The following is a 25,535-nucleotide window of genomic DNA, read 5'->3' as shown; positions in this document are numbered from 1 at the left end:
CACGGCCACTCCATCAGGTGCACCGGCGGCGGTCACGAGTGCCGACGCCTTCACGGGGTAGGCCTGCCGTAACCCCTTCCAGGCCGGGCATCCGACACACCGACGTCCCGCCCGCCTGCCGACCGACCACCGACGTACCGACGTACCGACGTACCGACGACGAGGAGACCCCCCGTGGCCGCACCGGCTAGCCTTCCGATCCCCGCCCAGTGGAAACGCGTGGCGGACCACTCCGCCCGGACCGACGAGGCACGGCTGTGTGTCTTCAGCGCGGAGAGCGCCGACGCCCAGGCACCGCTGACCAGCGAGCCGCCGCTGCCCGACGCCGAACCCCTCACCAGCGAACCCCCGCTCGCCGACGCCACCCCGCTGACCAGCGAGTCCGACCCGGTCGCGGACTCCGTGGACTCCTTCGCCCTGGGACTGTAGATGGCCGCGGCGCACGACGAGGGGGTGTCCCGGTCCGGCGCCGATCCGTCCCGGCCCGCCGGCGTCGATCTGTCCCGGCTCGCCGGCGTCGATCTGTCCCGGCTCGCCGGGTTACACGGGGTCGCCACCTCCTACCGTCCGGCCCCGGACCGCAGCGCCACCGTTCCCGCCTCGGCCGTGGTTGCGGTCCTGGCCGCCCTGGGCGTCGACGCAAGTACGCCGGACGCCGTACGGGCCGCTCTTGCTGACCGGGAGCGCGAGCTGCGCGAGCGTCTGCTGCCGCCCACGGTGGTGCAGTGGGCCGGCGACGAGTCCCCCGCCGCCCTCGCCGGGCTGCCCGACGGCACCCGGCTGCGCGTCGAGACCGAGGAGGGGGAGGAGCGGGACGGGATCGCTGACCTCCCGACCGGTGTCCACCGGGTGACCGCCCTCGCGCCCGACGGGCGAACCGGCCGTGCCCATCTCATCGTCGCCCCCAGCCGGCTGCCCGGCCCGCCCGGCCGTTCCCACGGCCTCCTCGTCCAGCTGTACTCCCTCCTCTCCCGGCGTTCCTGGGGCATGGGCGACCTCGGCGACCTCGGCGAGCTGGCCGGCTGGGCGGGACGCACCAACGGCGCCGGATTCATCCAGGTCAATCCCCTGCACGCGGCCGTGCCCGGCGCCCCGACGGACCCGTCGCCGTACCGGCCTTCCTCCCGCCGCTTTCCCGACCCGGTGCACCTGCGGGTCGAGGACATCCCCGAGTTCGCGTACGTCGAGGACCGCAACCGTCTGCACACCCTGCTGGAGCGGGCCGGGCGGCTTCGGGCCGACGTCCTCGACAAGGGCGCCCTCATCGACCGGGACGCGGTGTGGGAACTGAAGCGGGAGGCCCTGGAGCTGGTGCTGGAGGTTCCCCTCGGCCCGGGCCGGCAGGCCGCCTACGACGACTTCCGCACCACCCACGGCAAGGCACTCGACGACCACGCCACCTGGTGCGCCCTCGCCGAGACCCACGGCTCCGACTGGCACCGCTGGCCGGACGGCCTGCGCGACCCCGGTTCCGCCGCGACCGCCCGCGCCCGTACCGGACTAGCCGACCGCGTCGCCTTCCACGCCCGCCTCGCCTGGCTCACCGACGGCCAGCTGCGCGCCGCCCAGCGTGTCGCCCGTGAGGCTGGGATGCCGGTCGGGATCGTGCACGACCTCGCCGTTGGCGTGCACCCCGGCGGTGCTGACGCCTGGGCGCAGCAGGACGTGTTCGCCGCCGGCATGTCCATCGGCGCCCCACCGGACGCCTTCAACGCCCGCGGCCAGGACTGGGGCCTGCCGCCCTGGCGCCCCGACCGCCTCGCGTCCTGTGGCCACGCCCCCTACCGCGACCTCCTGCGTGCCTTCTTCCGCTACGCCGGCGCACTGCGCATCGACCATGTGATGGGCCTGTTCCGGCTCTGGTGGGTCCCTCGGGGCGGCGCGCCCACCGAGGGCACCTACGTCCGTTACGACGCCGACGCCATGCTCGCTCTCCTCGTCCTGGAGGCCACCCGTGCCGGGGCGGTCGTCATCGGCGAGGACCTGGGCACCGTCGAGCCCGGAGTGCGCGAGACACTGCAGCGACGCGGGGTGCTCGGCACGTCCGTGCTGTGGTTCGAACGGGACTGGGAAGGCGATGGCCGCCCACTGCCCCCTGAGCGCTGGCGCACCGATTGCCTGGCCACCGCCACCACCCACGACCTGCCGTCCACCGCCGCCCGGCTCACCGGCGACCACGTCGGCCTGCGTGATCGGCTGGGCCTGCTCCTCCGCCCGGTGGCCGAGGAACGCGCCGAGGCCACCGCCGACACTGCGCAGTGGCTCGCTCTGCTGGGCAGTCTCGGCCTGCTGCACAGCCCGGCGGCCGGGCCGCCCGGCTCCGACGAGGAGGAGGAGATCCGAGCCGTCCACCGCTTCCTGCTGCGCACCCCGGCCCGCTTGATCGGCGTCTGGCTGCCGGACGGCGTCGGCGACCGACGCCCGCAGAACCTGCCGGGCACATGGGACCAGTACCCGAACTGGCGGCTGCCGATTGCCGACGTGCAGGGGCGGCCGGTGTCCCTGGAGGACCTGGTCGCCTCGCCGCGACTCAGGGCGCTGCTCGATGTACTGCGCCCGGCCGGCGCGACCGGCTCGTGCAGCGCATCCGCCATTACCGCACCCCGGACGCGCGGCCCGCGCGGCGGTTCGCTAACTTGAGACCGTGGACAAGAAGAACGCCCTGCGCGCCGGCGCCCTGGCCGCCGGTACGACGCTGATGATGCTGCTGATGTCGTCCCCCGCGCTCGCGCTGAGCCGCGATGACGGTGACGACCCCGGCCCGGGTCTGAGCGTCATCCAGACCGTGGGCCTCTACGTGCTGATCCCGCTCGGGCTGTTCGTGGTCATCGCCGGTCTGGTGATGGTGCTGGACAAGTCCGACCGGAAGGGCGGGGCTTCGTCCAAGTCCGGCGTCAAGACCGACGCCCAGGCCAAGGCCTGATCGGACCAGAGGTTCTCTCACCAGGGGACCATAGGTTTCCTCACCAGGGGCGCCCGCCCTCCCGCCGGTACGCGCGTATGCCGCAACCGTTGGGTGGGGCCGGCGCCCTCGGTGTTCTCGCGCCTGCTCAGGGACTCGGTGCCGGACTCGGCGCGGTCAGATACCGCTGCACGGTCGGCCCGAGCCACGCCACCATGTCCTCACGCGTCAGTGCCACGGCTGGCGGCAGGCGCAGCACGTAGCGGGTGAGCGCGAGTCCGAGCAACTGTGCCGCGCACAGCGCGGTCCGCGCCGGGACCTGCTCCGGGTCGGGGCACACCTGTGCGGTCACCGGGAGCAGTTGCTCCCGGAAGATGCTCTGCATCCGCTCGGCCCCGGCCTGGTTGGTGGCACCGACCCGCAGCACTGCCGTCAGCTCCTCGTTCTCCTCCCACAGGTCCAGGAAGTGGCCCACCAGCGCCTGCCCGACCTCGTCCCGTGGCACCTGGCCGAGGTCAGGCAGGCGTAGATCGAGCGCGACGGCCGCCGCGAACAGGCCGTCCTTGCTGCCGTAGTACCGCATGACCATCGACGGGTCGATGTGCGCGTCCTTGGCGATGGCCCGGATGGTGGCCCGCTCATAGCCGTCGGAGGCGAAGCGTTCGCGGGCGGCGGCAAGGATGGCCCTGCGGGTGGCATCGGAGCGACGCCCTTGGTGCGTGTTCATACTGCCGTTCATACCAACAAGCGTAGGCCAACAGTCGTGGGCCAACAAGCGTTGACAAGTCCTTTTGGTGGACCTAGCGTGGTCAACGCTTGATGGCCAACGACTGTTGGCCATCAAGCGTTGACCACCGGTTGTTGGTCAATCGGCGTAGGCATACCAGGAGGTCACCTTGAACGGCACCACTGGAACCACTTCGGAAACGTCCGATACATCCGATACATCCGACACGCCCAATGCATCCGACACGCCCAATGCATCCGACACGCCCAATGCATCCGACACGTCCCCTGCGTCCAGCGCGGTGAACCCGGTGAACGCGTTCGGCGCGGCGAACCCGGCGAACCCGGTGAACCCGGTGAACGGTTCGAACACCTCGAACGCCACAAGTGCCCCGGTCCGCGAACGCCGCGACCGGGCTGCCTCCCGTGTGATCGTCGTCGGTTCCGGCCCCACCGGCCTCCTCCTCGCCGGTGACCTCGCCACCGCCGGCATCCCGGTCACCCTGCTCGAAAAGCGCCCCCACGAGATCAGCAACCTCTCCCGCGCCTTCGTCCTGCACGCCCGCTCCCTCGAACAGCTCGACGCCCGCGGCCTCGCCGACGGCCTGGAGGCCCTGGGGCAACCCCTCGACCGCCTCCACCTCTTCGGCCGGCTCACCATCGACCTCGCCGGCCTCCCCTCCCGTTTCAACCACCTCCTGGTCCTCCCGCAGTACGAGGTCGAGAAGGTCCTGGAGCGGCGCGCGGTCGAGGCGGGCGTCGACTTCCGCTACGGGACCGAGCTCACCGGCCTCACACAGAGCACCGGCGGGGTGACGGTCGAGGCCCGCGGCTCCGAAGGGCGCACGCAGATCCTCCGGGCCGCCTACGTCGTCGGCACCGACGGCATGCACAGCGCCGTACGGCGGGCGATCGGACTGCCCTTCCCGGGCAGGTCGGTGATCCGGTCCGTGGTACTCGCCGACGTCAGACTCACCGAGAAGTCCCCGTCCCTGCTCACCGTCAACGCCGTCGGCGACGCCTTCGCCTTCATCGCCCCCTTCGGCGACGGCTACTACCGGGTGATCGGCTGGCTCCGCGGCCGCAACGTCTCCGACCGCGAGCCCCTGGACCTGGCGGAGGTCAAGGAGATCACGCGCCTCGCGCTCGGCCGGGACCTCGGGATGCATGATGCCCGCTGGCTCTCCCGCTTCCACAGCGACGAACGGCAGGCGCCCGCTTACCGGGTCGGGCGGGTCTTCCTCGCTGGGGACGCCGCCCACGTGCATACCCCGGCCGGTGGCCAAGGCATGAACACCGGCCTACAGGACGCGGCGAATCTGAGCTGGAAGCTGGCGGCGGTCCTCGGCGGGCACGTGGAGCCCGGCCTGCTCGACAGCTACCACGCCGAGCGACACCCGGTCGGTAGGGAGGTGCTGCGCAGCAGCGGCGGCATCGTCCGGCTGGCTATGGCCAAACGGCCCTGGGCACTGGCCGCCCGCGCTGCGCTCACCACCGTCCTGAACCGTGTCGACATGGCCCGCCGCAAGGCCACTGCGCAGGTCACCGGCATCGGTTACCGCTACCCCGCCCCCCGGGGAGCCCACCCGCTCACCGGCACCCGCGTCCCGGACGTCGCCCTCGCCGGCGGCAGCCGGCTGCACGAGGCCCTGCGCGGCGGCCGGTTCGTGCTGATCACCCCGGAGCCGTACCAGGAGGGGGCGGGCTGGGGGGACCGGTTGGCTACCGCCCGTTGGGTCAGCGACCGCCGCACGACCGTGCTGGTACGCCCTGACGGCTATGTGGCCTGGGCGTCCGGCTCCGCCGACCGCACGGCGATCGGAACGGCACTGACCCGGCACCTGGGCCCAGAGATCCGAGAGGCCTGAGGATCTGAGGGCCTGAGGGGCCACGTCTTCCCGGGGCGTCGGCGTCCCCTTGGCGGGGTGGCGGGGAGGGCGGCCTTTGACCGTTCAGCTTCTGCGCGCGCCAGCGCGGGCAGTCCGCGGTACGGCCCTCCCGACGCCGCGGGACCGTGGCGGCGACCGCCGGTGGTGCGGGCCGCCCAGCGCAGCACGTACTGGCCGCGGTGCGCGAGGGGGCGGGCGATGCACCGGCGGCCAGGGGGGACGCCCTGCGCAGCGCCGCCGAGGACCTGCGTCCGCGGGGTGTCGCCCCTCAGCGCACGGAAAAGGGCGCCCGGCGGAAACCGGGCGCCCTTCGTCGGTGTACGGACGGCTACTCGGCGGCAGCCGCGTCCGCCGCCTGCGCCTTCAGCGCTCGCTCGATGCCCGAGCGGGACTCCGAGACGAGACGGCGCAGGGCCGCGTTCGGTTCGGCCGAGGCCAGCCAGTTGTCCGTCCTGGTCAGGGTGTCCTCGGACACCGGGATCGACGGGTAGAGGCCGATGGCGATCTGCTGGGCCATCTCGTGCGAACGGGCGTCCCAGACGTCCTTGAGGACCTCGAAGTACTTGTCCGCGTACGGCGCGAGCAGCTCCCGCTGGTCGGACTGCATGAAGCCGCTGATCACGGCTTCCTGTACGGCGTTGGGCAGCTTGTCGGAGTCGACCACCGATGCCCATGCCTCCGCCTTGGCCTCCGGCGTGGGCCGGGCCGCGCGGGCGGTCGCCGCGTGCCGTTCGCCGGCCGCGGTCCTGTCCCGCTGGTACTCGCCCGCGATCTCGGACTCGTCGTACCGGCCGACCGCCGCGAGCCGCTCCACGAACGCCCAGCGCAGCTCGGCGTCCACGGCCAGGCCCTCGATGGTGTGCGTGCCCTCCAGCAGGGCGTCCAGCAGATCCAACTGCTCCGGGGTGCGCGCGGTCGCCGCGAAGGCCCGTGCCCAGGCCAGCTGGTGGTCGCTGCCCGGCTCGGCCGCGCGCAGGTGGGCCAGCGTGGCGTCGGTCCAGCGGGCCAGCAGTGACTCGCGGGCGGCGGGCGCCGCGTACTGGTCGACCGCCAACTTCACCTGGCGGTGCAGTGACTGCACGACGCCGATGTCGGACTCCTTGCCGACGCCGGACAGGACCAGCGCGAGGTAGTCACGGGCGGCCAGCTCCGCGTCCCGCGTCATGTCCCAGGCCGACGCCCAGCACAGGGCACGCGGCAGGGACCCCTCGAAGTCACCGAGGTGCTCGGTGACGGTCTTCAAAGACTCCTCGTCCAGGCGGACCTTGGCGTAGGACAGGTCGTCGTCGTTGAGCAGGACGACCGCGGGGCGGCGCTTGCCCTGCAGCTGCGGCACGTAGGTCAGCTCGCCGTCGACGTCGAGCTCGACACGCTCGGTGCGCACCAGCTTGCCGGATTCGGCGTCGAGGTCGTACAGGCCGACGGCGATGCGGTGCGGGCGCAGGACCGGCTCGCCCGTGGCGCCGGCGGGCAGAGCTGGAGCCTCCTGGCGGACGGCGAAGGAGGTGATGATCCCGTTGGCGTCGGTCTGCACCTCGGGCCGCAGGACATTGATGCCGGCGGTTTCCAGCCACTTCTTCGACCAGGTCTTCAGATCGCGGCCGGAGGTCTCCTCCAGGGCGCCCAGGAGGTCGGACAGGCGGGTGTTGCCGAACGCGTGCCGCTTGAAGTAGGTCTGCACACCGCGGAAGAACGCGTCCTCGCCGACGTACGCGACGAGCTGCTTGAGGACGCTCGCGCCCTTGGCGTAGGTGATGCCGTCGAAGTTGACGAGCACATCGTCGAGGTCGCGGATCTCGGCCATGATCGGGTGGGTGGAGGGCAGCTGGTCCTGCCGGTACGCCCACGTCTTCATCTGGTTGGCGAACGTGGTCCACGAGTGCGGCCAGCGCGAGGCGGGCGCGTACGCCTGGCAGGCGGCCTCGGCGTACGTGGCGAACGACTCGTTCAGCCACAGATCGTTCCACCACTCCATGGTCACCAGGTCGCCGAACCACATGTGCGCCAGCTCGTGCAGGATGGTGGCGGCCCGCCCCTCGTAGGCAGCGTCCGTCACCTTCGACCGGAAGACGTACTGGTCGCGGATGGTCACCGCGCCGGCGTTCTCCATCGCACCCGCGTTGAACTCGGGCACGAAGAGCTGGTCGTACTTGGCGAAGGGGTAGGGGTAGTCGAACTTCTCCTGGAACCAGTCGAAGCCCTGCCGAGTCACCTCGAAGATCGCGTCAGAGTCCAGGAACTCGGCGAGCGAGGGACGGCAGTAGATGCCGAGCGGTACGCTCTGCCCGTCCTTCTCGTACACGCTGTGCACGGAGTGGTACGGGCCGGCGATGAGGGCGGTGATGTACGTCGAGATGCGCGGCGTCGGCTCGAACGCCCAGACGTTGTCCTTCGGCTCCGGCGTCGGCGAGTTGGAGACGACGGTCCAGCCCTCCGGTGCTTTCACCGTGAACCGGAAGATTGCCTTCAGGTTCGGCTGCTCGAACGAGGCGAACACCCGGCGGGCGTCCGGGACCTCGAACTGGGTGTACAGGTAGGCTTGTTCGTCGACGGGGTCGACGAACCGGTGCAGGCCCTCGCCCGTGTTGGTGTAGGCGCAGTCGGCGACGACCCGCAGGACGTTGCGTCCTTCCAGCAGCCCCGGCAGGGCGATCCGGGAGTCCGCGAAGACCGTGGTGGGGTCGAGCTGGTCGTCGTTGAGGACGACCTCGTGGACGGTCGGCGCCACCAGGTCGATGAAGGACTCGGCGCCGCCGCGGGCGACGTCGAAGCGCACCGTGGTCACGGACCGGTAGGTACCGCCCTCCTGCGCGCCGGAGAGGTCGAGATCGATCTCGTACGAGTCAACGGTGAGCAGCTCAGCCCGCTGCTGCGCCTCTTCGCGAGTCAGGTTTGTGCCAGGCACGCGGTCATCTCCTCGTTATGTGTCGGTTGCGCCATCCTTCCATGGGATCCACCGGGATCGCGATGTCCGGTTCCCGTCGGCGAGCGGGGTGGCGGCTCGGACTGCCCACCGACGAGGAGAACGGCGCTGCGCGCCGTACGGGCGGTGCCGACGACGGCGGTCCCGACCGCACGGGCCGGCCGGGACGGCGCAGGGGGCGGTCACGCGACCGTGACCGCCCCCTGCGTACGCGCGGGCTACTTCGCGGACAGCTCCGCCGCGACCAGTTCCGCGATCTGGACCGCGTTCAGCGCGGCGCCCTTGCGGAGGTTGTCGTTGGAGACGAACAGGGCGAGGCCGTTGTCGACCGTCTCGTCGCGCCGGATGCGGCCGACGAACGACGGGTCCTGGCCGGCCGCCTGCAACGGGGTCGGGATGTCGGAGAGGGCGACACCCGGGGCCTTCGCGAGCAGTTCGGTGGCCCGCTCGGGAGAGATCGGGCGGGCGAAGCGGGCGTTGACCTGGAGGGAGTGGCCGGAGAAGACCGGGACGCGCACACAGGTGCCGGAGACCTTCAGGCCGGGGATCTCCAGGATCTTGCGGGACTCGTTGCGCAGCTTCTGCTCCTCGTCGGTCTCGTTCAGACCGTCGTCGACGATGGTGCCGGCGAGGGGGAGCACGTTGAAGGCGATGGTGCGCTGGTAGACCTGCGGTTCGGGGAAGTCGACCGCCTCGCCGTCGTGGGTGAGCTTGTCGGCGTCGGCGGCCACCTTCTGCACCTGGCCGTGCAGCTCTGCCACTCCGGCGAGACCGGAGCCGGACACCGCCTGGTAGGTGGCGACGACCAGTGCCTCCAGGCCGGCCTCCTCGTGCAGCGGCTTGAGCACCGGCATCGCGGCCATGGTGGTGCAGTTCGGGTTGGCGATGATGCCCTTGGGACGGTCGGCGATCGCGTGCGGGTTCACCTCGGAGACCACCAGGGGGACGTCTGGGTCCCTGCGCCAGGCGGAGGAATTGTCGATCACGACGGCGCCCTGTGCGGCGACCTTCTCGGCCAGCGCCTTGGAGGTGGCGCCGCCCGCGGAGAAGAGCACGATGTCGAGGCCGGTGTAGTCGGCGGTCGCAGCGTCCTCCACCGTCACGCCGTCCACTACGGTCCCGGCCGAGCGTGCCGAGGCGAAGAGACGAAGCTCGGTGACCGGGAAGTTCCGTTCCGTGAGGATCCTGCGCATGACCGTGCCGACCTGACCGGTGGCTCCGACGATTCCGACCCTCACGACGACTCCCTCTGTGTGTCTCTTGCCTGACCGGGGCTTTCCATCATGCGGCCGACCCCGGCCAACCTGTCCAATTCTTTGCCGGGCGTGCCCGAGGGGTGGGACACCGTGACCCGGGTGACGGTTCCGTACCTCCGGCGCGGACCGTGCTCAGCCGCAGGTGTTCCACCGGTCGCGTCCCCGCACCGGAAGCTGTGCTGTGGCGCCCCTGCCCGCCCGGGCCCCGGCCACACAGCGATGTGATGTACGCCTCTCCGTGTGCGCCCCTCCATTGTCCCTGCGTCCTGCCATTGTCCCTGCGTCCTTCATGGGCCCTGTGTCAGTCACGGGTCCCGTGTCGCTCGTGGTGCACGCGTTCCGTCCGCCGGCGGCCTGTCTGATCCCGGGCCGGCCGTCCCGACCCGGTCGGGCCCTGCGCGTCGCGCTGGGTTCGCTCGCCGGCGCCGCGGCCTTCTCACTGGTCGTCGGCTTCGGCTGGTTCGTGGTGCGCTCGGAGGGCAGTGACACGGCGATGACCGCGGGGAGGGACCACGGCGCGGAAAAGGCCGCCGACGCACCGGGCAGGGCGTCCGGTGACGATGGGCGGCCAGCCGACCCGGAACGTGTCCTGGCCTGCTCACAGCTGGTCGTGGAGGGTACCGTGACCCAGGTGGAGCCGCGGAAGTCCTCCTCCGCAAACCGGATCACGCTGAGCGTGATCCGCTCCTTCAAGCCCGCGCAGGGACCGGCCGAGGTCAGCTTTCTGCTCGACGCCGGCGCGCAACCGGCACCGCGCAGGGGGCAGCACGTCCTCGTGCGGGTCGCTCAGGGGCAGCCGAGCGCGAGCCTGTGGGCCGTGGGAAGCACCCGGGTGGCCGTCAACCGGACCTGGATCACCGAGACCCTGCACGAGCCCCGACGCACCACCTGCCCCTTCGACCACCCGTCGTGAGCACAGCACAGCATGTGAGGCACCACATTCACCTGACCGCACCACAGTGCATCGCACTAGGGCGCGGCAAGGGGCGGGCGTCCGTCCGGACACCCGCCCCTCTCAGGCGCGTCACCCCGTCACGGTGTGACCTTCCGTCACGGTGTGACCTTCCGTCACGGTGTGACCTTCTCGATCTTCACGCTGCCGATGCCCGCGACCGTGCCGCGGGCGTTCACCAGCTGGACGCGGCCGAAGAACTCGCGGCCCGCCGGTGCCTCGGCGGCTGCCGTGACCTGCCCGGTCACGGTGGCCGAGTCGCCCGTGTCGAGCTTGACCGGCGTGGTGCCGTCGACCGAGACGGTGCCGAGCGCGGAGGAGAAGAACACGTCCCGGTAGTCGTAGTCGGTCGAACCGGCGGGAACCGAGTAGCCCGCGACCTCGATGGTGTAGGTGCCGGCCGCCGGGGACGGGATGGAGACCGCCTCCTCCGAGTCGCCGTCGGCGGACTGCGCGACCTGCTTGCCGCTCGCGTCGTAGACGGTCAGGTCAAGGTCGGCCGCGGTGTCGGAGACGTTGCCGATGGCGACGTCAAGGGACTTGGCGCCGGCCGGGACGTCCACCGTGGTGGTCTGCGTCTCGCCCTGTCCGATGGACGGTCGGGCGGTCTTGGCGGAGCCGAGTGGGCCACCGACCAGCTTGCCGTCCAGCGCCGCGTACGCGTTGGTCACCGTCCAGGTGGCGGTGACCGGGCTGCCGACCTTGGCCTCCGGAACGGTCACGGTCTCCGGGGCGAAGCGCGCACCGAGGACGGAGAACTCCAGCCGGTACGGGTTGTTCAGCATCGGCGAGGTGCGGCGCGCCTCGACCTCCACCTCCCAGACGCCGGGCTGCGGGTCCGAGTAGGAGCGGACGTCGGGCCTGCAGCCCTTGCCGTCCAGGTAGTTGTTGTAGCAGTACGGGGTCGAGGTGTTGTCGACCGGAACGCCGTAGGGGTGGATGGCGATGAACCGGGTCTGGCTCCTGTCCTTCAGCCCGCCCATCGCGATCTCCAGGGACTTGGCCCCCTCGGGCACGGTCAGGAAGTACGACCGCGTGCTGTTGCGCTGTACCGAGCCCGACACCGTGTGGGTGTGGTGCAGCGGGGTGGAGACCACCACGGTGGTGAGGATCTGCTTGTCGATGCCCTTGGTCCTCGGGTCGTCGACCTCCAGGATCGCGCTCTTGATGCCCGCGGACCGCGGGGTCGCCCGGACCTTGACGGTCACCGGCTGGTTCAGGGGCAGCCGTACTACGTCGTCGCCGACGATCCGGAAGGTGTGACCGGCGTTGTTCTTGAAGTGCAGCTTGTGCCGGACGGCCTGGTCCGGTCCGGAGGTACGGGTGACGGTGATGTCGTAGGTCTTCTTCTGCCCGGCCTTCAGGCCGCCCTCACGGTCGTAGAGGCCGGTGCCGAAACCGGGGGTCTTCAGAGCGAAGTCGATCGCGGTGTCGACCGGGGCCTTGACGGTGTAGTCGTGCGCAGAGGCGTTGTGCCGGATGGCGCGCCACGCGTCCACGATGTCGATCAGGCCCGCACCCTCCTCGTACGCCTGCACACCCCTGATGTGGTCGGCGGTCGAGGTCAGCGCCGTGCGCAGCTTGGCGGGCGTCAGGTCGATGCCCTTCTGCCGAGCGGCCGACAGCAGCAGCGCGGAGGCGCCGGTGGCCTGCGGGGAGGCCATCGAGGTGCCCTGGAGCATCGAGTAGCCGGCCGGTAGCGAGTAGCCCGCCTCGGGGACCGGGGAGCCCGGCAGCCAGGTCTGGGTGCTGTTGATCGCGGCTCCCGGCGCGACCAGCGTCGGCGTGAAGCCGCCGTCCTCCCTCGGGCCGCGCGAGGAGAAGGGCAGCAACTGGTACCTGCGCTTCACCCGTGAGCCGTAGTTGGCGGCCCAGGTCTGCCGGGAGATGGCCGCGCCGACCGAGATCACCTTGTCCGCGAGACCGGGGTCGCCGATGGTGTTGGCGCCGGGACCGGAGTTACCCGCGGAGATGACCAACTGGACGCCGTAGGTGTCGATGAGCCGCGTGTACAGCTCGGCGCGCGCGTTGTTGCCGTCGTTCAGCGCCGGCAGGCCGCCGATCGACATGTTGACGACGTCGACGCTCCGGTTGGTGACCAGGTCGATCATGCCCTCGGTGAGGGCGACGTTGGTGCAGCCGCCGGACCAGGTGCAGGCCCGCGAGGAGACGATCTGTGCGCCCGGGGCCGCGCCGTTCATCGTGCCGCCGAACAGGCCGTTGGCAGCGGTGATGCCGGCCACGTGGGTGCCGTGCTCGGACTCGATGACACCGATGTTGACGAAGTCGGCCTTCTTGCCGACCCAGGACCCTCCGTAGGGGTCCATCGCGACGTCCTTGCGGATCTGCACGACGAACGGCACCCGCTCGACCACATCGGTCTTCGGGTCGTCGGTGCCGAAGTAGCCGACCTGGTAGCCGTCCTTGTACGGCTTCATCGGGGTGTCGTTGGTGAAGTCGTGGTCGTTGTCCAGGTCGAGCGTGACCGTCCCGGCCGCGGGGTCGTACAGCACGCCCCAACTGTCGGTGGTGTCGCCGTCCCGGTTGAGGTCGCCCTTCTCGTCACCGCCCGTGGTGGCGGACTCCTTGAAGGTGCTGATCTCATACGAGCCGGCCGGCGCCTTCCAGGCCCGGCCCGCGTAGGAGAAGTCCGGCCCGGAGACCGCGGTGACCATCGGGCGCCAGGTCGCGTCGCCGTCCAGGATCGGGTCGGTCGCGGTGACCCAGTCCACGACCTTCCGCTCGCCGGTGGTGGTCTTCTGCAGGGCCGGGTGGCCGAGGTCGACGCCTGAGTCGAGGATGCCGATGGTGATGCCCCGGCCGTCCGCCTTCGGGTGCTTCTTGACGAAATCGACGGCACCGGTCTCGAAGGACGGGTTGTACGGATTCTCCGCCGGGGTGTCCTTGCCGGGGCCGGGATATGTGTTCTTGCCCTTGCCTTTGCCCTTGTGTGACGTGGCGGTGGTGCCCGCGTCCGGGGTGGGATCGTCGAGCGGGATCTCCCGCATGAGGTCGATGGCGTGCACCGAGGAGAGCTTGGCCGCGGCCTTGATGGCCGCGTCGGCCTTGCCGGTGGGGACGGTGGCGCGGACGTAACCGACCTTGTCATAACTGCGGCCCACCGAGCCGCCCTTGACCGCGTTCAGCTCCTTGGTGACCTGTTCGGTCCGGCCCGGTGCTGTCGCGATCATCATCGTGACGTTCTTGGCGCCGTCGGCCTTGGCCTCGGCGAGCGTATCGGCGTCGTCCGAACCGAGTTTGTTGTGGGCTGACTTGACACCGGGTTCGGCGGCCGGAACGGGCGGCGCGTCCGCGGCAGCGGCCAGGGGCACCGGCCCGGCCGCGGAGAGTGCGGCCACCACGCCCACGGCCGCGGCCACGCGGGCCAGGCGTCTAGGACCGGATATCGGATCACGCTCGGGTGACTGTGTCATCGGCATCCCCCAGATAAGGAACGAGCGAACGAGAGCGCTCAGCTTTACCCAACGGACTGGATTTTGGCGAGCATTGACCGAACCGACATCGATGTATGGGGAAAACCCGCGATGGACTTTGCCCGGATCGGCTGTGTATGGGGCGGATTCCACTCGGCGGCGCCTGCGCGGGTCCGCTCTTCCCGTCTGGACGACGGACCGCCCTCCGGCTCACCGGTCGGTCCCGCACCTGGCGCTGCGCCGACGGCCGGGTGGGCGGTCCGCTGTCCCCGCTGGGGTTCTGTGCGGCCCGGGTTGCCCTGCCTCGGCCCCTCACCGTCCCGCAGCTCACCGGGCGCCGGGGGCCTCACCGTGCGCCGGCCGGTGCCCTCACCGCCGGGGCCGGCTGCTTTGAAATCCGTCCCCTACCCCGGGAGGTGAACGAGGAGTGACCGGTCCCCGGCCGCCCGACATCCACTCCATGGCCGCGCTTCCCACCTCGTGATCCACGTACGTGTTCGGCGTCAGGCGTTGCTGCCGCGTTCACGCGCAGGTCACCCCCGCTGCCAACCATCCGAAGCGAGCGGGGCGTTCGTATCTGCGGCGTCCCGTGACCACTGCCGACGCGTTCGCACTCGGGGAGATCGCGCCATGTCGCGCATACACTCTGTCGCCGCCTCCGCTCTGGGGGTCAACCGCCGTACCGTTCTCGCCGCCGCCGGAGCGGTCTCGCTCTCCGCGGGCGTCGGCTACGCCCTGCATCCCACCGACAGTCAGGCCGCTACCGCCGAGCCCGCCGCCGGCAGCGCAGCTCCCGCCGCCGCCCGGCCGTTCGCGGACAAGTCCCGACAGACCGCCGCCACCTCACCCACCCCCTACACCCAAGGCACCACCGTCGCCTCCGTCGCCGCCCCGCGCGGCGGCTCCGGCTACCGCCGCCTCGGTGACGGTCCCGGATGGAAGCGGGTCGTGCGCGGTGAACTGGCCGCCCCCCGGCCCACCCGTGTGGTCCGCCGCACGGCCCTGGCCGCGTTCGTGCAGTTCACCGATCTGCACCTGACGGACGTCCAGCATCCGCTCCGGCTGGAATACCTGCGCGCCTACGACCAGCACGCCTGGCGCCCGCAGGAGGCCCTCACCGTGCCCGGAGCCATCTCGCTCGTCGAGCGGATCAACGCGCTGCGGGGTGCGCCCGTCACCGGTGCCCCGCTGCGCTTCGTCATGACCACCGGCGACAACACCGACAACAACGCCCGCTCCGAACTGGAGTGGTTCATGAAGGTGATGAGCGGTGGCCGGATCACCCCCAACTCCGGGGACCCTCAACACTACGAGGGCGTGCAGAACAGCGGTCTCACGCTGTACTGGCAGCCCGGCTCCGCCACCCGCGACCACGACAAGGCGCTGGGCTTCCCGAACCTGGAGGGCTTCCTGGCCGCCGCGATCCGCGAGGTGCGCAGTCCCGGACTCCACCTGCCCTGGTATTCCACGGTGGGCAACCACGATGCCCTCCCGCTCGGCTGCTACGGCTCCCACGGCGACCCCTACCTCACTGAGGCGGCCATCAAGGGCAAGAAGCTGTGCGACGCCCCCGTCGCCGACGCCAGGAAGCTCCGGGCCGCGATCAAGAAGGCTACGGACCCTGAAGGCACCGGCTACCGCGACTTCCTCAAGGCCCACACCCGCTCGATGCGCACGGTTACGGCCGACGAGAAGCGGGCCCCCTACACCCAGGCCGACTACCTCAAGGCCCACCTGGACCCCGCCCACCAGGGCCACGGCCCGTTCGGCCACGGCTACTCCACCGCGAACCTGGACGCGGGCACCCAGTACTACTCCTTCCGCATCTCCGACGACGTCATCGGCATCAGCCTCGACACCACCGACCCCGGTGGCCACTACCAGGGCTCCATCGGCACCGCCCAGCTGGAGTGGCTGGACCGGACGCTGGGGCACGACAAGCACTCCTACGCCGTCGTCTTCAGCCACCACACCAGCAAGACCATGACCAACACCCGCCCCGACCCGGCCCGCCCGAAGGAGCGCCGCCACGGCGGCGCCGAGGTGGTCTCCGTCCTGTCCTCCCACAGCAACGTCCTGGCCTGGGTGAACGGTCACATCCACAAGAACGCCATCACCCCGCACCGGGCTTCTTCAGGCGGCTCTTTCTGGGAGATCTCCACCGCCTCGCACATCGACTTCCCGCAGCTCGCCCGCGTCATCGAGCTGGTCGACAACAAGGACGGCACGATCTCCCTGTTCACCACCCTGGTTGAGTCCGCCGCACCGCACCGCACCGACTACGCCGATCTGACCCAGACCGGCCTCGCCGCCCTCTACCGCGAGCTGTCCTACAACGCGCCCGGCCGCATCGTGAGTTTCGTGGGCACCGAGGCTGACCGGAACACGGAGCTGGTGCTGAAAAAGCACCGATAGTCACCCAACCGGCCTACAGCGGAGCAACTTTCGCGCAATGCCCCCGGTCCCATCCCTTGACCGAGCCCACACACAGGCTGAGGGAAGACATGAACGTACGTACGACTCTGGTGGGCGGCGCAGCGCTGCTGCTCTCGGCGGCCCTCGCGGGGCCTGCCGGTGCGGCTGCCGGACCCACCCGTCCCGGCAGCGATCACAGCGCCACCCGCAAGGCCGTCGAGGCGGCGGTCGAGGCCGGCGTGCCCGGAGCGACCGCCACCACCAAGGACGCCCGTGGCTCCTGGTCCACGACGGCCGGCGTCGGTGACCTCCGCATGGGCACGCCCCGCTCGGCCGCCGACCGCTATCGCGTCGCCAGCATCACCAAGACCTTCGTCTCGACGGTCCTGCTCCAGTTGGAGGCGGAGGGTCGGCTCTCGCTGGACGACACGGTGGACAGGTGGTTGCCCGGGGTGGTCCGCGGCCACGGCCACGACGGCCGCCGCATCACCCTGAGGCAGCTCCTCAACCACACGAGTGGCATCTACAACTACACGTCCGACGACGACTTCGTCCGCGCGTACTTCCTCAAGGACGGGTTCTTCCGGCACCGCTACGACACCCTCACCCCGCGCGATCTGGTGGCGATCGCCCTGCGGCACGAACCGGCCTTCGCCCCCGGCACGTCCTGGGAGTACTCCAACACCAACTACGTCGTGGCCGGGATGGTGATCGAGAAGGTGACGGGCCGCCCGTACGCGACCGAGATCAGGCACCGCATCATCGGCCCGCTGCATCTGACGGCCACTTCCGTCCCCGGCACCCGGGTCACGGTCCCGCGGCCGAGTAGCCGCGCCTACTCGAAACTGGCACCGACGGCCGAGGGGCCGACGTACGACGTCACGACGCTCAACCCTTCCCTGGCCTACTCGGCCGGCGAGATGATCTCGGACTCCGCGGACCTGGACCGCTTCTACAGCGCCCTGCTCCGCGGAAGACTCCTCCCGGCGAAGCAGCTGACGGAGATGAAGACCACGGTGAGGGCCGTGGGCATCCCGCACACCGGCTACGGTCTGGGCCTGATGGACACCCAGCTGAGCTGCGGCGTCCACGTCTGGGGCCACAGCGGAGGCATCCAGGGCTCGATCTCGTTCGCGGTGACGACGGCCGACGGCCGGCGTTCCCTGGCGTTCAACTTCAACGGGGACTGGGCGGGGGGCATGGCCGCCGTGCTCGAAGCGGAGTTCTGCGGGGAGACCGGGGCGACACCGGGCAGTGCCTCGTCCTCGGTCCCGAAGGGCCTCCGCTACCGGACCGCCCACCGGGCACGTGAGCTGCTCGGCGGTGGCAAGGGCAACTGATGGCACGTCGGGCGGTCCGGGGAGCCCCAGACCGTCGGGCCGCACATGAGGAGGGGGCCGCCGGAAACGGTTCCGGCGGCCCCCTCCGCTCCCCTCCTGGTGGCTTCCTGCCGTCTTCCCGGTCCGCCACTACCGGGGCAGCACCACGACATAGGCGGCCGGTTCGCGGTCGCCGGCCGCCATCAGCGCGGTACGCACCACCGCCGCTTGCTGCTCCATCGCCTCCCTGAGCTTCTTCGGCGTGATGTACACGACCGTGATCCCGAGGCGTTCCAAGTGCTCACGCTTGCGCGCGTACTCCGACCACATCGCGTCCTCGTCCTGACGGGGGGCGCGCGTATCGAGCTCGACCGCGACCGCCTGGTCCGGCCAGTAGGCGTCGAGGCCGCCGAGGTGCGGGCCACCCGGCAGACGCAGGTCGACGTTCCAGACCGGGTCGGGCAGGCCGTACTCGTGGACCATCCGGTAGAGGCGGTCCTCGGCGATCGAGCGGCCCTCTGCCAGCAGCGAGTCGACCGCATCCACCACATGGGGGCGGTTCAGCAGCTTCGCCAGAGTCAGCTCCCGGACCACGGCCGCCGGTTCGCAGTGGCCGCCGCGCACCGCCTCGGTCAGCAGCCGCCGCACTGCCTCAGGGTCCGTCAGCTCCGCCACCGCGTCCGCCAGGGCCCGTGGCACCGGTGCCACCGGCAGGCCCGTCACCACGCGGGGCGCGGGCAGGGCAGGGGCGCGCAGGATGCGCACGTAGCCCGTGGAGCGCAGCCGGCGCAGCCGCGGGACCAGCACGTCGATGCGGTCCAGGGAGAGCAGCGGCGGGGTGGCGGAGAAGCCGTGCAAGGTCAGTGCCGCCGGGCCGGTGATCACGGCCTCCGTGTACGGCTGGCGGTGCGGGGTTCCAGCCGCCGGCTGGGCGGGGACGCCGGGCGCTGACGTCCGGGCCGCGTACAGCAGGGCCCCGTGCAGGCGTTCCTCGCTCGTCGGCAGGCCGGGGTGCAGCAGGATCACGTTCGGGAGCAGCTGACGCCAGGGGCCGTCGGGACGGCACTGCTCGTTCAGCTCGGCAGTCGTCACGCCGTGGGCTCGGAGCTGGGCCGCCGTCAGGACGCGGCGGTGGACCTCGGAGAGGTGCCGGAGGGGGCGGGGGAGAGCGGGGTGTTGTGCGTCATGACCCCGGGATTCCCGCAGCCCGTGCCGCCCGTAACCGCTGTTACACGGCTGTCGAAAAATGCGGACAAGGCAGGACTAAAGGTCAGGTGTTCGGATGCCGAGTAGGGGCGGAAAACCCCTGGTCCGATCAGGCGTGGACCAGGGGTTACGGTTATTCTTGCCCGAATTTCGTAACGGTTACCGACTGGGCAAGCTCAGGCCAAGGCTTACCGGTCGGCCGCCGTCCCGTCGTACGCCTGTGCGCGCAGCGCCCGTGCCAGGTCGTCCCGCGCCTCCAGTACCAGCCGGCGCAGCGCGGGCGCCGCGTCCCGGTGCGCCGCCAGCCACGCGTCCGTCGCCTCCAGGGTCTCCGGCCGGTCCTGCAGTGCCGGGAAGAGCCCGCGTACGACGTCCATACCGATCTGGATCGACCGCTCCCGCCACATCCGCTCGATCGCCGCGAAGTACTTCTCCGCGTAGGGCGCGGTCAGCTCCCGTTGGGACGGCTGGGCGAAGCCCGAGATCGTCGCCTCCACCAGTGCGTTCGACAGCACGTCGGACTCCACCACCTGCGCCCATGCCTGCGCCTTGACCACGGCCGACGGGCGGGCCGCGAGACAGCGCACCTGGTGCCGCTTGCCGGAGGCCGTATCGTCCCGGGCCAGTTCGGCCACCAGCGCCGACCCGTCGGCCGCACCGTGGGCCGCGAGTGGCTCCAGGAACGTCCAGCGCAGTTCCTGGTCCACCGTCAGGCCCTCGATCGTGGTGGTCCCGTCCAACAGTTCGGTCAGCAGCTTCAGATCCGGCTCGTCGGAGGCCACGGAGGCGAAGAACCGAGCCCAGGCCAGCTGGTGCTCACTGCCCGGTTCGGCCGCCCGCAGCTCGCGCAGCGCGCCCTCGGCGAGCAGGTGCCCACCGGTCTCCCGCCACTGCGGTGCCGCGTAGTGCACCAGCGCCGAGTTCGCCCACGTGTGCAGCGTCTGCAGCACGCCGATGTCCGATTCGTGCCCCGCGAACCGCAGCACCAGGTCGATGAAGGCCCGCGCCGGGAGCAGCGCGTCCCGGGTCAGGTTCCACAGGGCCGACCAGCACAGCGCACGGGCCAGCGGGTCGGTGATCGCGCCCAGGTGCCCGCGCAGGGTCGCCAGCGAGGTCTCATCGAATCGGATCTTGCAATAGGTGAGGTCGTCGTCGTTGACCAGCACCAGCTCCGGCGCGTCGGCACCCGCCAGCTCCGTCACCACGGTGCGCGGGCCCTCCACGTCCGTCTCCGCGCGTGCGTAGCGCTCCAGCGCGCCCTCGACTGTCCGCCGGTACAACCCCACCGCGACCCGGTGCGGACGGATCTCGGGGTGTGACTCGGGGGCCTCCTGGACCACCGCCAGCTCGGCGATCCGGCCGTCCTCGGGGTCCAGCAGCACCTGCGGGGACAGCGAGTTCACCCCGGCCGTCTGCAGCCAGGACCGCGCCCACGTGGTCATGTCCCGGCCACTGGTCTCCGCCAGCACCGACAGCAGGTCGCCGAGGCGCGTATTGCCGTAGGCGTTCCGCTTGAAGTAGCGGCGGGCACCCTCCAGGAACGCGTCCTGGCCGACGTACGCCACCAACTGCTTGAGGACGGAGGCGCCCTTGGCGTAGGTGATGCCGTCGAAGTTCAGCTTGGCGTCCTGCAGATCGCGGATGTCCGCCGTGATCGGGTGCGTGGAGGGCAACTGGTCGGCGCGGTAGGCCCAGGCCTTGCGACGGTTGGCGAAGGTGATCCAGGCATCGGTGAAGCGGGTCGCGCCGACGTTCCCGAACGTGCCCATGAAGTCGGCGAAGGACTCCTTCAACCACAGGTCGTCCCACCACTGCATGGTGACCAGGTCGCCGAACCACATGTGCGCCATCTCGTGCAGGATGACGTTGGCCCGCGCCTCATACGAGGCCTGTGTCACCTTCCCGCGGAAGATGTACTCCTCACGGAAGGTCACCAGACCCGGGTTCTCCATCGCGCCCAGGTTGTATTCCGGAACGAAGGCCTGGTCGTACTTCCCGAAGGGGTAGGGGAAGGCGAAGTGGTCGTGGAAGAAGTCCAGACCCTGTTTGGTGATCAGGAAGACGTCCTCGGCGTCGAAGTGCGGCGCGAGGCCCTTGCGGCACATCGCGCCCAGTGGGATCTCCAGCTTCGTCCCGTCTTCGAAGACGCGGGAGTAAGAGTCCGTGACGTAGTGGTACGGGCCCGCCACCACGCAGGTGATGTAGGTCGAGATCGGCTTGGTCTCCGCGAACCGCCAGATCCCGTCGACGAGTTCGCCCGCACCGTTGCTCCACACCGTCCAGCCTTCGGGCGCCTGCGCCTCGAAGCGGTACGGAGCCTTGAGGTCCGGCTGTTCGAAGTTCGCGAACACCCGGCGGGCGTCGGCCGGCTCGTACTGGGTGTAGAGGTAGACCTCGCCGTCCTCGGGGTCGACGAAGCGGTGTAGGCCCTCTCCGGTGCGCGAGTAGGCGCACCGGGCGTCGACCACCAGCTCGTTCTCGGCCGCGAGGTTCTCCAGCGTGATCCGGGCGCCGTCGAAGACCTCGCCCGGGTCCAGATCCCGGCCGTTGAGGGAGACGGAGGTCACGCTCGGCGCGATCAGATCGGCGAAAGTGGCCGTGCCCGGTTCGTTGCAGCGGAAGCGGATCGTGGTCACCGAGCGGAACGTGCGCGGCTCGTCGTCCCCGTCGCCGACGGCGGACCTCAGGTCGAGGGACACCTCGTACCCGTCGACGGACAGCAGGGCGGCCCGCTCCCGGGCCTCGTCGCGGGACAGATTCTCACCGGGCACGGGCGGCACTCCCTCGTGGTCGCGTGATTGGTGCGTGATGGGTGTGTGTCTGGTGTGGGACAGGACCGATCCTGCCACGAGCCCCTGACGCGTGGGGCGGCGGGGAATGCGGGTCGCGGTGACGCCGTTGTGCTTGACCGATGCTGTAGGAGACCGTTCCGCTGAGGAGAAGCATGTCCGAGACCGCGACCTCGTCCGGCAAGACTCCCGTCGACTTCTGGTTCGACCCGCTGTGCCCGTGGGCTTGGATGACCTCGCGCTGGGTGCTGGAGGTGGAGAAGTTCCGGGACATCGAGGTCCGCTGGCATGTCATGAGCCTCGCCGTGCTCAACGAGGACAAGCTGGACGAGCTGCCCGAGCGCTACCGGGAGATGCTCGTCACCCAGGCCTGGCAGCCGGTCCGGGTGGTCACCGCGGCGTGGCAGAAGCACGGCGACGCAGTCCTCGGCCCGCTCTACGCCGCGCTCGGCACCCGCATCCACAACAACGGCGAGGGCCCGACCCTGGAGGCCATCGCCGGCGCGCTCGCGGACGTCGGTTTGCCCGCAGAACTGATCGAGTACGCCGAGCAGGAGAATTTCGAGTTCGAAGCGGAGCTGCGTGCCTCCCACAAGGAGGGCATCGAGAAGGTCGGCCAGGACGTCGGGACCCCGGTCATCGCACTGCCCGGCCCCGACGGCGAGCAGATCGCCTTCTTCGGCCCCGTCGTCACCCCCGCCCCCAAGGGCGAGGCTGCGGTCCGTCTGTGGGACGGCGCGATCGCCGTGGCCTCGGTGCCGGGCTTCTACGAGATCAAGCGGACCCGCACCCTCGGGCCCATCTTCGACTGACCGCCACGGGCCTACGGCTGACTCCACCGGTGCCGCGCACACCGTCCAGTGCGACGGCGGAGGCCCTGCGAGCCGTGCCGCGGTGCCCTGTCCACCGTTCTCGCCGCCGTTGCGCGTACCGGTTCCCCTCCGTCTGCTCTGGCCGGTGGCTCCGGGTGCGTCGAGGCCCTTTGACGGGCTGCGGCCTGTGGGGTTCCCGTCGGCAGGCCGGTGGACGTAGGGGACGTACAGGTGGGGAGGACCCCCGCGAGTCACGTCCTCGCGGGGGTCCTCCGTTCATCCGCCTGCCGACGTGAAGGGTGAGAAGACGATCACGAGGCAGGACGATCCGGCGGCGCTCAGGGCGCCGGCAGCAGTACGTTCGGGCGGGCTGCCGCGGCCTCGTAACGGCGGGCGACGTCCTGCCAGTTGACGACCTGCCACATCGCCTCGACGAAGTCCGCCTTCTGGTTGCGGTACTGCAGGTAGAAGGCGTGCTCCCAGGCGTCGAACACCAGGAGCGGGGTCGAGCCCTGGCCGACGTTGCCCTGGTGGTCGTAGACCTGCTCCACGACCAGGCGCCCGCTCAGCGGCTCGTACGCCAGCACGCCCCAGCCCGACCCCTGGGTGGTGGCGGCGGCCTTGGACAGCTGGGTGCGGAAAGCGGCGAAGGAACCGAAGGACTCCGTGAGCGCGTCCGCCAGCCCACCCACCCCGTCGGCCGCCATCGGCTCACCGCCGCCCTCCTTCGGGCCGGTCATGTTCTGCCAGTAGATCGAGTGCAGGATGTGCCCGGAGAGGTGGAAGGCCAGGCTCTTCTCCAGCCCGTTGACCGAACCCCAGGATTCCTTGTCCCGCGCCTCGGCGAGCTGCTCCAGGGTGTCGTTGGCGCCCTTCACATAGGCCGCGTGGTGCTTGTCGTGGTGCAGCTCGATGATCTCGGGGCTGATCACGGGGGCGAGCGCGGAGTAGTCGTAGGGCAGGTCGGGCAGCGTGTAGACGGGCATGGGTGATCCCCTCCGGAACCTTATTGCACATCACTTGCAACTACACGCTAACAATAAGAGCGTCAGAGCGACAGAAAGACCCCCGCGTGTCGCGCACACGGGGGTCTCTCTGTGGGGTGCCCGGCTGGGGCGCCCGGCGGACGGCGGGCGTCAGCGCTTGGCGCGCACCCGCTGCCAGGCGTAGCCGGCCAGCGCCAGGAAGAGGGTCATCCCGCCCGTCGAGTAGAGCTGGGCGCGGGTGCCCGGCTCCCTGGCCATCAGAGCGAAGATCGCGACGATGCCGGCCAGCGCCACCCAAGTCAGCCATGGGTACGCCCACATGCGTACCACGAGCTTCTCGGGGGCGTCGCGTTCGATCCGGCGGCGCAGGAGGAGTTGGGAGACCGCGATGAAGATCCAGACGACCAGGATGACCGCACCGATCATGTTCAGCAGCCAAGAGAAGATGTCGTCCGGACGCCAGTAGCTCAGCAGGACGCAGACGAAGCCGAAGAAGCAGGACGTCAGGACCGCGACCCGGGGTACTCCGCCGGACAGTCTCGCCAGTGCCCTCGGGCCCTGTCCGCGCTCGACCAGCGAGTACGCGATGCGTGAGGAACCGTAGATGTTGGCGTTCATCGCCGACAGTAGTGCCACCAGCACGACCACGTTCATCAGTCGGCCCGCGCCGGGGATGCCCAGGTGGTCGAGTGTGGCGACGTACGGGCCCTTCTCCACGACCTCCTTGGAGTCCCAGGGGACGAGTGTGACGGCGACCGCCATCGAGCCGATGTAGAAGAGGGCGATCCGCCACATCGCCGTGCGCACCGCGCTCGCCACGCCCCGCACCGGGTCCTCCGACTCGGCCGCCGCGATGGTGAGCGTCTCCAGGCCGCCGTAGGCGAAGACCGAGGCGAGCAGGCCGATCAGTAGGCCTTCGCTGCCGTGTGGCATGAAGTCACGCAGTTGTGAGACGCCGGGGGAGTCGGTGCCGGGCAGCACACCCGCGATGGCCAGTACGCCGAGCACCAGGAACAGGCTGATCGCGCCGACCTTGAGGGCTGCGAACCAGAACTCGAACTCGCCGAAGTTCTTCACGGCGGCCAGGTTCGCCCCGCAGAACATCACCATGAACAGGGCCACCCAGGCCCACTGCGGGGTACCCGGCAGCCAGCCTTGGACGATCCTCGCGGCGCCGATGCCCTCCAGGCCGACGGCCGTGCAGAGCAGTACCCAGAAGGACCAACCGGCGGCGAAGCCCGCCCAAGGGCCGATCGCCCGTTCGGCGTGCGCCGAGAAGGAGCCCGACGACGGGTAGGCGGCGGACATCTCCCCGAGCATCCGCATCACCAGCATGACCAGGAGGCCGGAGAGGGCGTAGGCGATCACGATCGACGGGCCGGCGGCGGCGATGCCCGCGCCGGACCCGACGAACAGGCCCGCGCCGATCACGCCGCCCAGGGCGATCATCGACAGATGGCGCTGTTTGAGGCCGTGGGAGAGGGGCTCGCGCTTTTCCTGCGGCGGTGTCTTCGTGGTGGTGCTGCTGGGCATGGGGACGCGGCTCTCCCAGTGCAATAGGCGGGTAAAACCCCGTCAGTCTGGGTGGCGCGTCCGCTCAGACGAACGGACTGCCCATTATCCGGACACTCGTTTCACGCACCGTGATCGGAGGATCACGCAAGCGCCTTGCTCCGGGCCGCCCGCCGGGACCCGCTGGGGGTGGTCGTGGGGGCGCCGAACGCGTCGAGTGGTCAGGGGTGACCCTTGCTGTTTTGGTGGAACCTTACAGATGGCTTGAGGTGTTCCTGTGGGTGTTCCCATGGTTCGAGCCACCCCACCTCAGTGACCGGTATCACGCCGGACTCGGCATGGTCGACTTCTTTTGTGAGAAGCCAACCAAGCGTGTGTTCGAGCCTTTGTCGGGCGCTGACGGTGATCAGCACG

At 70.4% G+C, this 25,535-nt stretch carries 16 protein-coding genes and 1 pseudogene; 8 read left to right on the top strand and 9 right to left on the bottom strand.

Features of this window, described 5'->3' with window-relative positions; translation table 11 throughout:
• The first annotated feature begins 174 nt into the window (after positions 1-174).
• Genes LK06_RS10070 through LK06_RS10060 form a run of 3 tightly spaced genes read left to right on the top strand, consistent with a single transcriptional unit; the run spans position 175 to position 2,923 of the window.
• Positions 175-429, top strand: a complete 255-nt coding sequence (locus LK06_RS10070) for a hypothetical protein (protein WP_039649611.1) — start codon at positions 175-177, stop codon at positions 427-429.
• Positions 430-2,640 carry a 4-alpha-glucanotransferase gene (malQ, locus tag LK06_RS10065; RefSeq protein ID WP_086083261.1) on the top strand — a complete coding sequence of 737 codons (2,211 nt, stop codon included), beginning with the start codon at positions 430-432 and terminating at the stop codon, positions 2,638-2,640.
• Positions 2,641-2,644: 4 nt separating this feature from the next.
• Entirely contained in the window at positions 2,645-2,923 is a 279-nt protein-coding gene (locus tag LK06_RS10060) for a hypothetical protein (protein ID WP_039649608.1), read from the top strand.
• 127 nt (positions 2,924-3,050) lie between these two features.
• Here the strand turns inward: LK06_RS10060 and LK06_RS10055 are convergent, their stop codons facing one another.
• Together LK06_RS10055 and LK06_RS10050 are read right to left on the bottom strand one after the other, a co-directional pair.
• The gene (locus LK06_RS10055; protein ID WP_039649605.1) at positions 3,051-3,641 is read right to left on the bottom strand and encodes a TetR/AcrR family transcriptional regulator; all 591 of its coding nucleotides are present in this window, start codon (positions 3,639-3,641) and stop codon (positions 3,051-3,053) included.
• Between the two features lie 126 nt (positions 3,642-3,767).
• On the bottom strand, positions 3,768-4,013 hold the full coding sequence (locus LK06_RS10050; RefSeq protein ID WP_043433639.1) for a hypothetical protein: 246 nt from the start codon (positions 4,011-4,013) through the stop codon (positions 3,768-3,770).
• On the opposite strand from LK06_RS10050, the gene LK06_RS10045 reads away from it, so the two are divergent.
• Positions 3,985-5,496, top strand: a complete 1,512-nt coding sequence (locus tag LK06_RS10045) for an FAD-dependent monooxygenase (protein ID WP_078858865.1) — start codon at positions 3,985-3,987, stop codon at positions 5,494-5,496. The genes LK06_RS10050 and LK06_RS10045 overlap by 29 nt on opposite strands.
• A gap of 349 nt (positions 5,497-5,845) precedes the next feature.
• Here LK06_RS10045 and pepN (LK06_RS10040) read toward each other — a convergent pair whose 3' ends face one another.
• Positions 5,846-8,422: an aminopeptidase N gene (gene pepN / locus LK06_RS10040; protein ID WP_043433641.1), complete on the bottom strand. Its 2,577-nt coding sequence runs from the start codon at positions 8,420-8,422 to the stop codon at positions 5,846-5,848.
• Between the two features lie 236 nt (positions 8,423-8,658).
• Positions 8,659-9,678 carry an aspartate-semialdehyde dehydrogenase gene (locus LK06_RS10035; protein ID WP_039649599.1) on the bottom strand — a complete coding sequence of 340 codons (1,020 nt, stop codon included), beginning with the start codon at positions 9,676-9,678 and terminating at the stop codon, positions 8,659-8,661.
• Positions 9,679-10,021: 343 nt separating this feature from the next.
• Between LK06_RS10035 and LK06_RS10030 the strand changes: the two genes are divergently transcribed.
• Positions 10,022-10,609 (top strand): hypothetical protein, encoded by a 588-nt coding sequence (locus LK06_RS10030; RefSeq protein WP_159025287.1) that lies wholly within the window; start codon positions 10,022-10,024, stop codon positions 10,607-10,609.
• 155 nt (positions 10,610-10,764) lie between these two features.
• On the opposite strand, the gene LK06_RS10025 is transcribed toward LK06_RS10030, so the two are convergent.
• Positions 10,765-14,082: a S8 family serine peptidase gene (locus LK06_RS10025; RefSeq protein ID WP_039649748.1), complete on the bottom strand. Its 3,318-nt coding sequence runs from the start codon at positions 14,080-14,082 to the stop codon at positions 10,765-10,767.
• A gap of 630 nt (positions 14,083-14,712) precedes the next feature.
• On the opposite strand from LK06_RS10025, the gene LK06_RS10020 reads away from it, so the two are divergent.
• Both LK06_RS10020 and LK06_RS10015 read left to right on the top strand, forming a co-directional pair.
• On the top strand, positions 14,713-16,497 hold the full coding sequence (locus LK06_RS10020; protein ID WP_039649593.1) for a TIGR03767 family metallophosphoesterase: 1,785 nt from the start codon (positions 14,713-14,715) through the stop codon (positions 16,495-16,497).
• Between the two features lie 89 nt (positions 16,498-16,586).
• Positions 16,587-17,837 (top strand): serine hydrolase domain-containing protein, encoded by a 1,251-nt coding sequence (locus LK06_RS10015; RefSeq protein WP_174673842.1) that lies wholly within the window; start codon positions 16,587-16,589, stop codon positions 17,835-17,837.
• 129 nt (positions 17,838-17,966) lie between these two features.
• On the opposite strand, the pseudogene LK06_RS10010 reads toward LK06_RS10015, so the two are convergent.
• Together LK06_RS10010 and pepN (LK06_RS10005) are read right to left on the bottom strand one after the other, a co-directional pair.
• Positions 17,967-19,003: pseudogene (locus LK06_RS10010) on the bottom strand (hypothetical protein).
• Between the two features lie 207 nt (positions 19,004-19,210).
• Positions 19,211-21,793, bottom strand: a complete 2,583-nt coding sequence (gene pepN / locus LK06_RS10005) for an aminopeptidase N (protein ID WP_043408019.1) — start codon at positions 21,791-21,793, stop codon at positions 19,211-19,213.
• A 173-nt stretch (positions 21,794-21,966) separates the two neighbouring features.
• Here pepN (LK06_RS10005) and LK06_RS10000 point away from each other — a divergent pair, with 173 nt between their 5' ends.
• Positions 21,967-22,623 carry a DsbA family protein gene (locus LK06_RS10000; RefSeq protein WP_039649587.1) on the top strand — a complete coding sequence of 219 codons (657 nt, stop codon included), beginning with the start codon at positions 21,967-21,969 and terminating at the stop codon, positions 22,621-22,623.
• Between the two features lie 338 nt (positions 22,624-22,961).
• Here the strand turns inward: LK06_RS10000 and LK06_RS09995 are convergent, their stop codons facing one another.
• Both LK06_RS09995 and LK06_RS09990 read right to left on the bottom strand, forming a co-directional pair.
• The gene (locus LK06_RS09995; RefSeq protein WP_039649585.1) at positions 22,962-23,609 is read right to left on the bottom strand and encodes a superoxide dismutase; all 648 of its coding nucleotides are present in this window, start codon (positions 23,607-23,609) and stop codon (positions 22,962-22,964) included.
• Positions 23,610-23,759: 150 nt separating this feature from the next.
• The gene (locus LK06_RS09990; protein WP_043433643.1) at positions 23,760-25,142 is read right to left on the bottom strand and encodes an amino acid permease; all 1,383 of its coding nucleotides are present in this window, start codon (positions 25,140-25,142) and stop codon (positions 23,760-23,762) included.
• Between the last annotated feature and the right edge of the window lie 393 nt (positions 25,143-25,535).

The organism is Streptomyces pluripotens, from assembly GCF_000802245.2.
GTDB lineage: Bacteria > Actinomycetota > Actinomycetes > Streptomycetales > Streptomycetaceae > Streptomyces > Streptomyces pluripotens.
This window is presented reverse-complemented; position numbering and strand designations above follow the sequence as displayed.

Coding starts and splice junctions, on each gene's coding strand:
- LK06_RS10020 (WP_039649593.1), top strand. CDS start 14,713: ATGTCGCGCATACACTCTGTCGCCGCCTCCGCTCTGGGGGTCAACCGC.
- LK06_RS10015 (WP_174673842.1), top strand. CDS start 16,587: ATGAACGTACGTACGACTCTGGTGGGCGGCGCAGCGCTGCTGCTCTCG.
- LK06_RS10025 (WP_039649748.1), bottom strand. CDS start 14,082: ATGACACAGTCACCCGAGCGTGATCCGATATCCGGTCCTAGACGCCTG.
- LK06_RS10000 (WP_039649587.1), top strand. CDS start 21,967: ATGTCCGAGACCGCGACCTCGTCCGGCAAGACTCCCGTCGACTTCTGG.
- LK06_RS09990 (WP_043433643.1), bottom strand. CDS start 25,142: ATGCCCAGCAGCACCACCACGAAGACACCGCCGCAGGAAAAGCGCGAG.
- LK06_RS09995 (WP_039649585.1), bottom strand. CDS start 23,609: ATGCCCGTCTACACGCTGCCCGACCTGCCCTACGACTACTCCGCGCTC.
- LK06_RS10055 (WP_039649605.1), bottom strand. CDS start 3,641: ATGAACGGCAGTATGAACACGCACCAAGGGCGTCGCTCCGATGCCACC.
- malQ (WP_086083261.1), top strand. CDS start 430: ATGGCCGCGGCGCACGACGAGGGGGTGTCCCGGTCCGGCGCCGATCCG.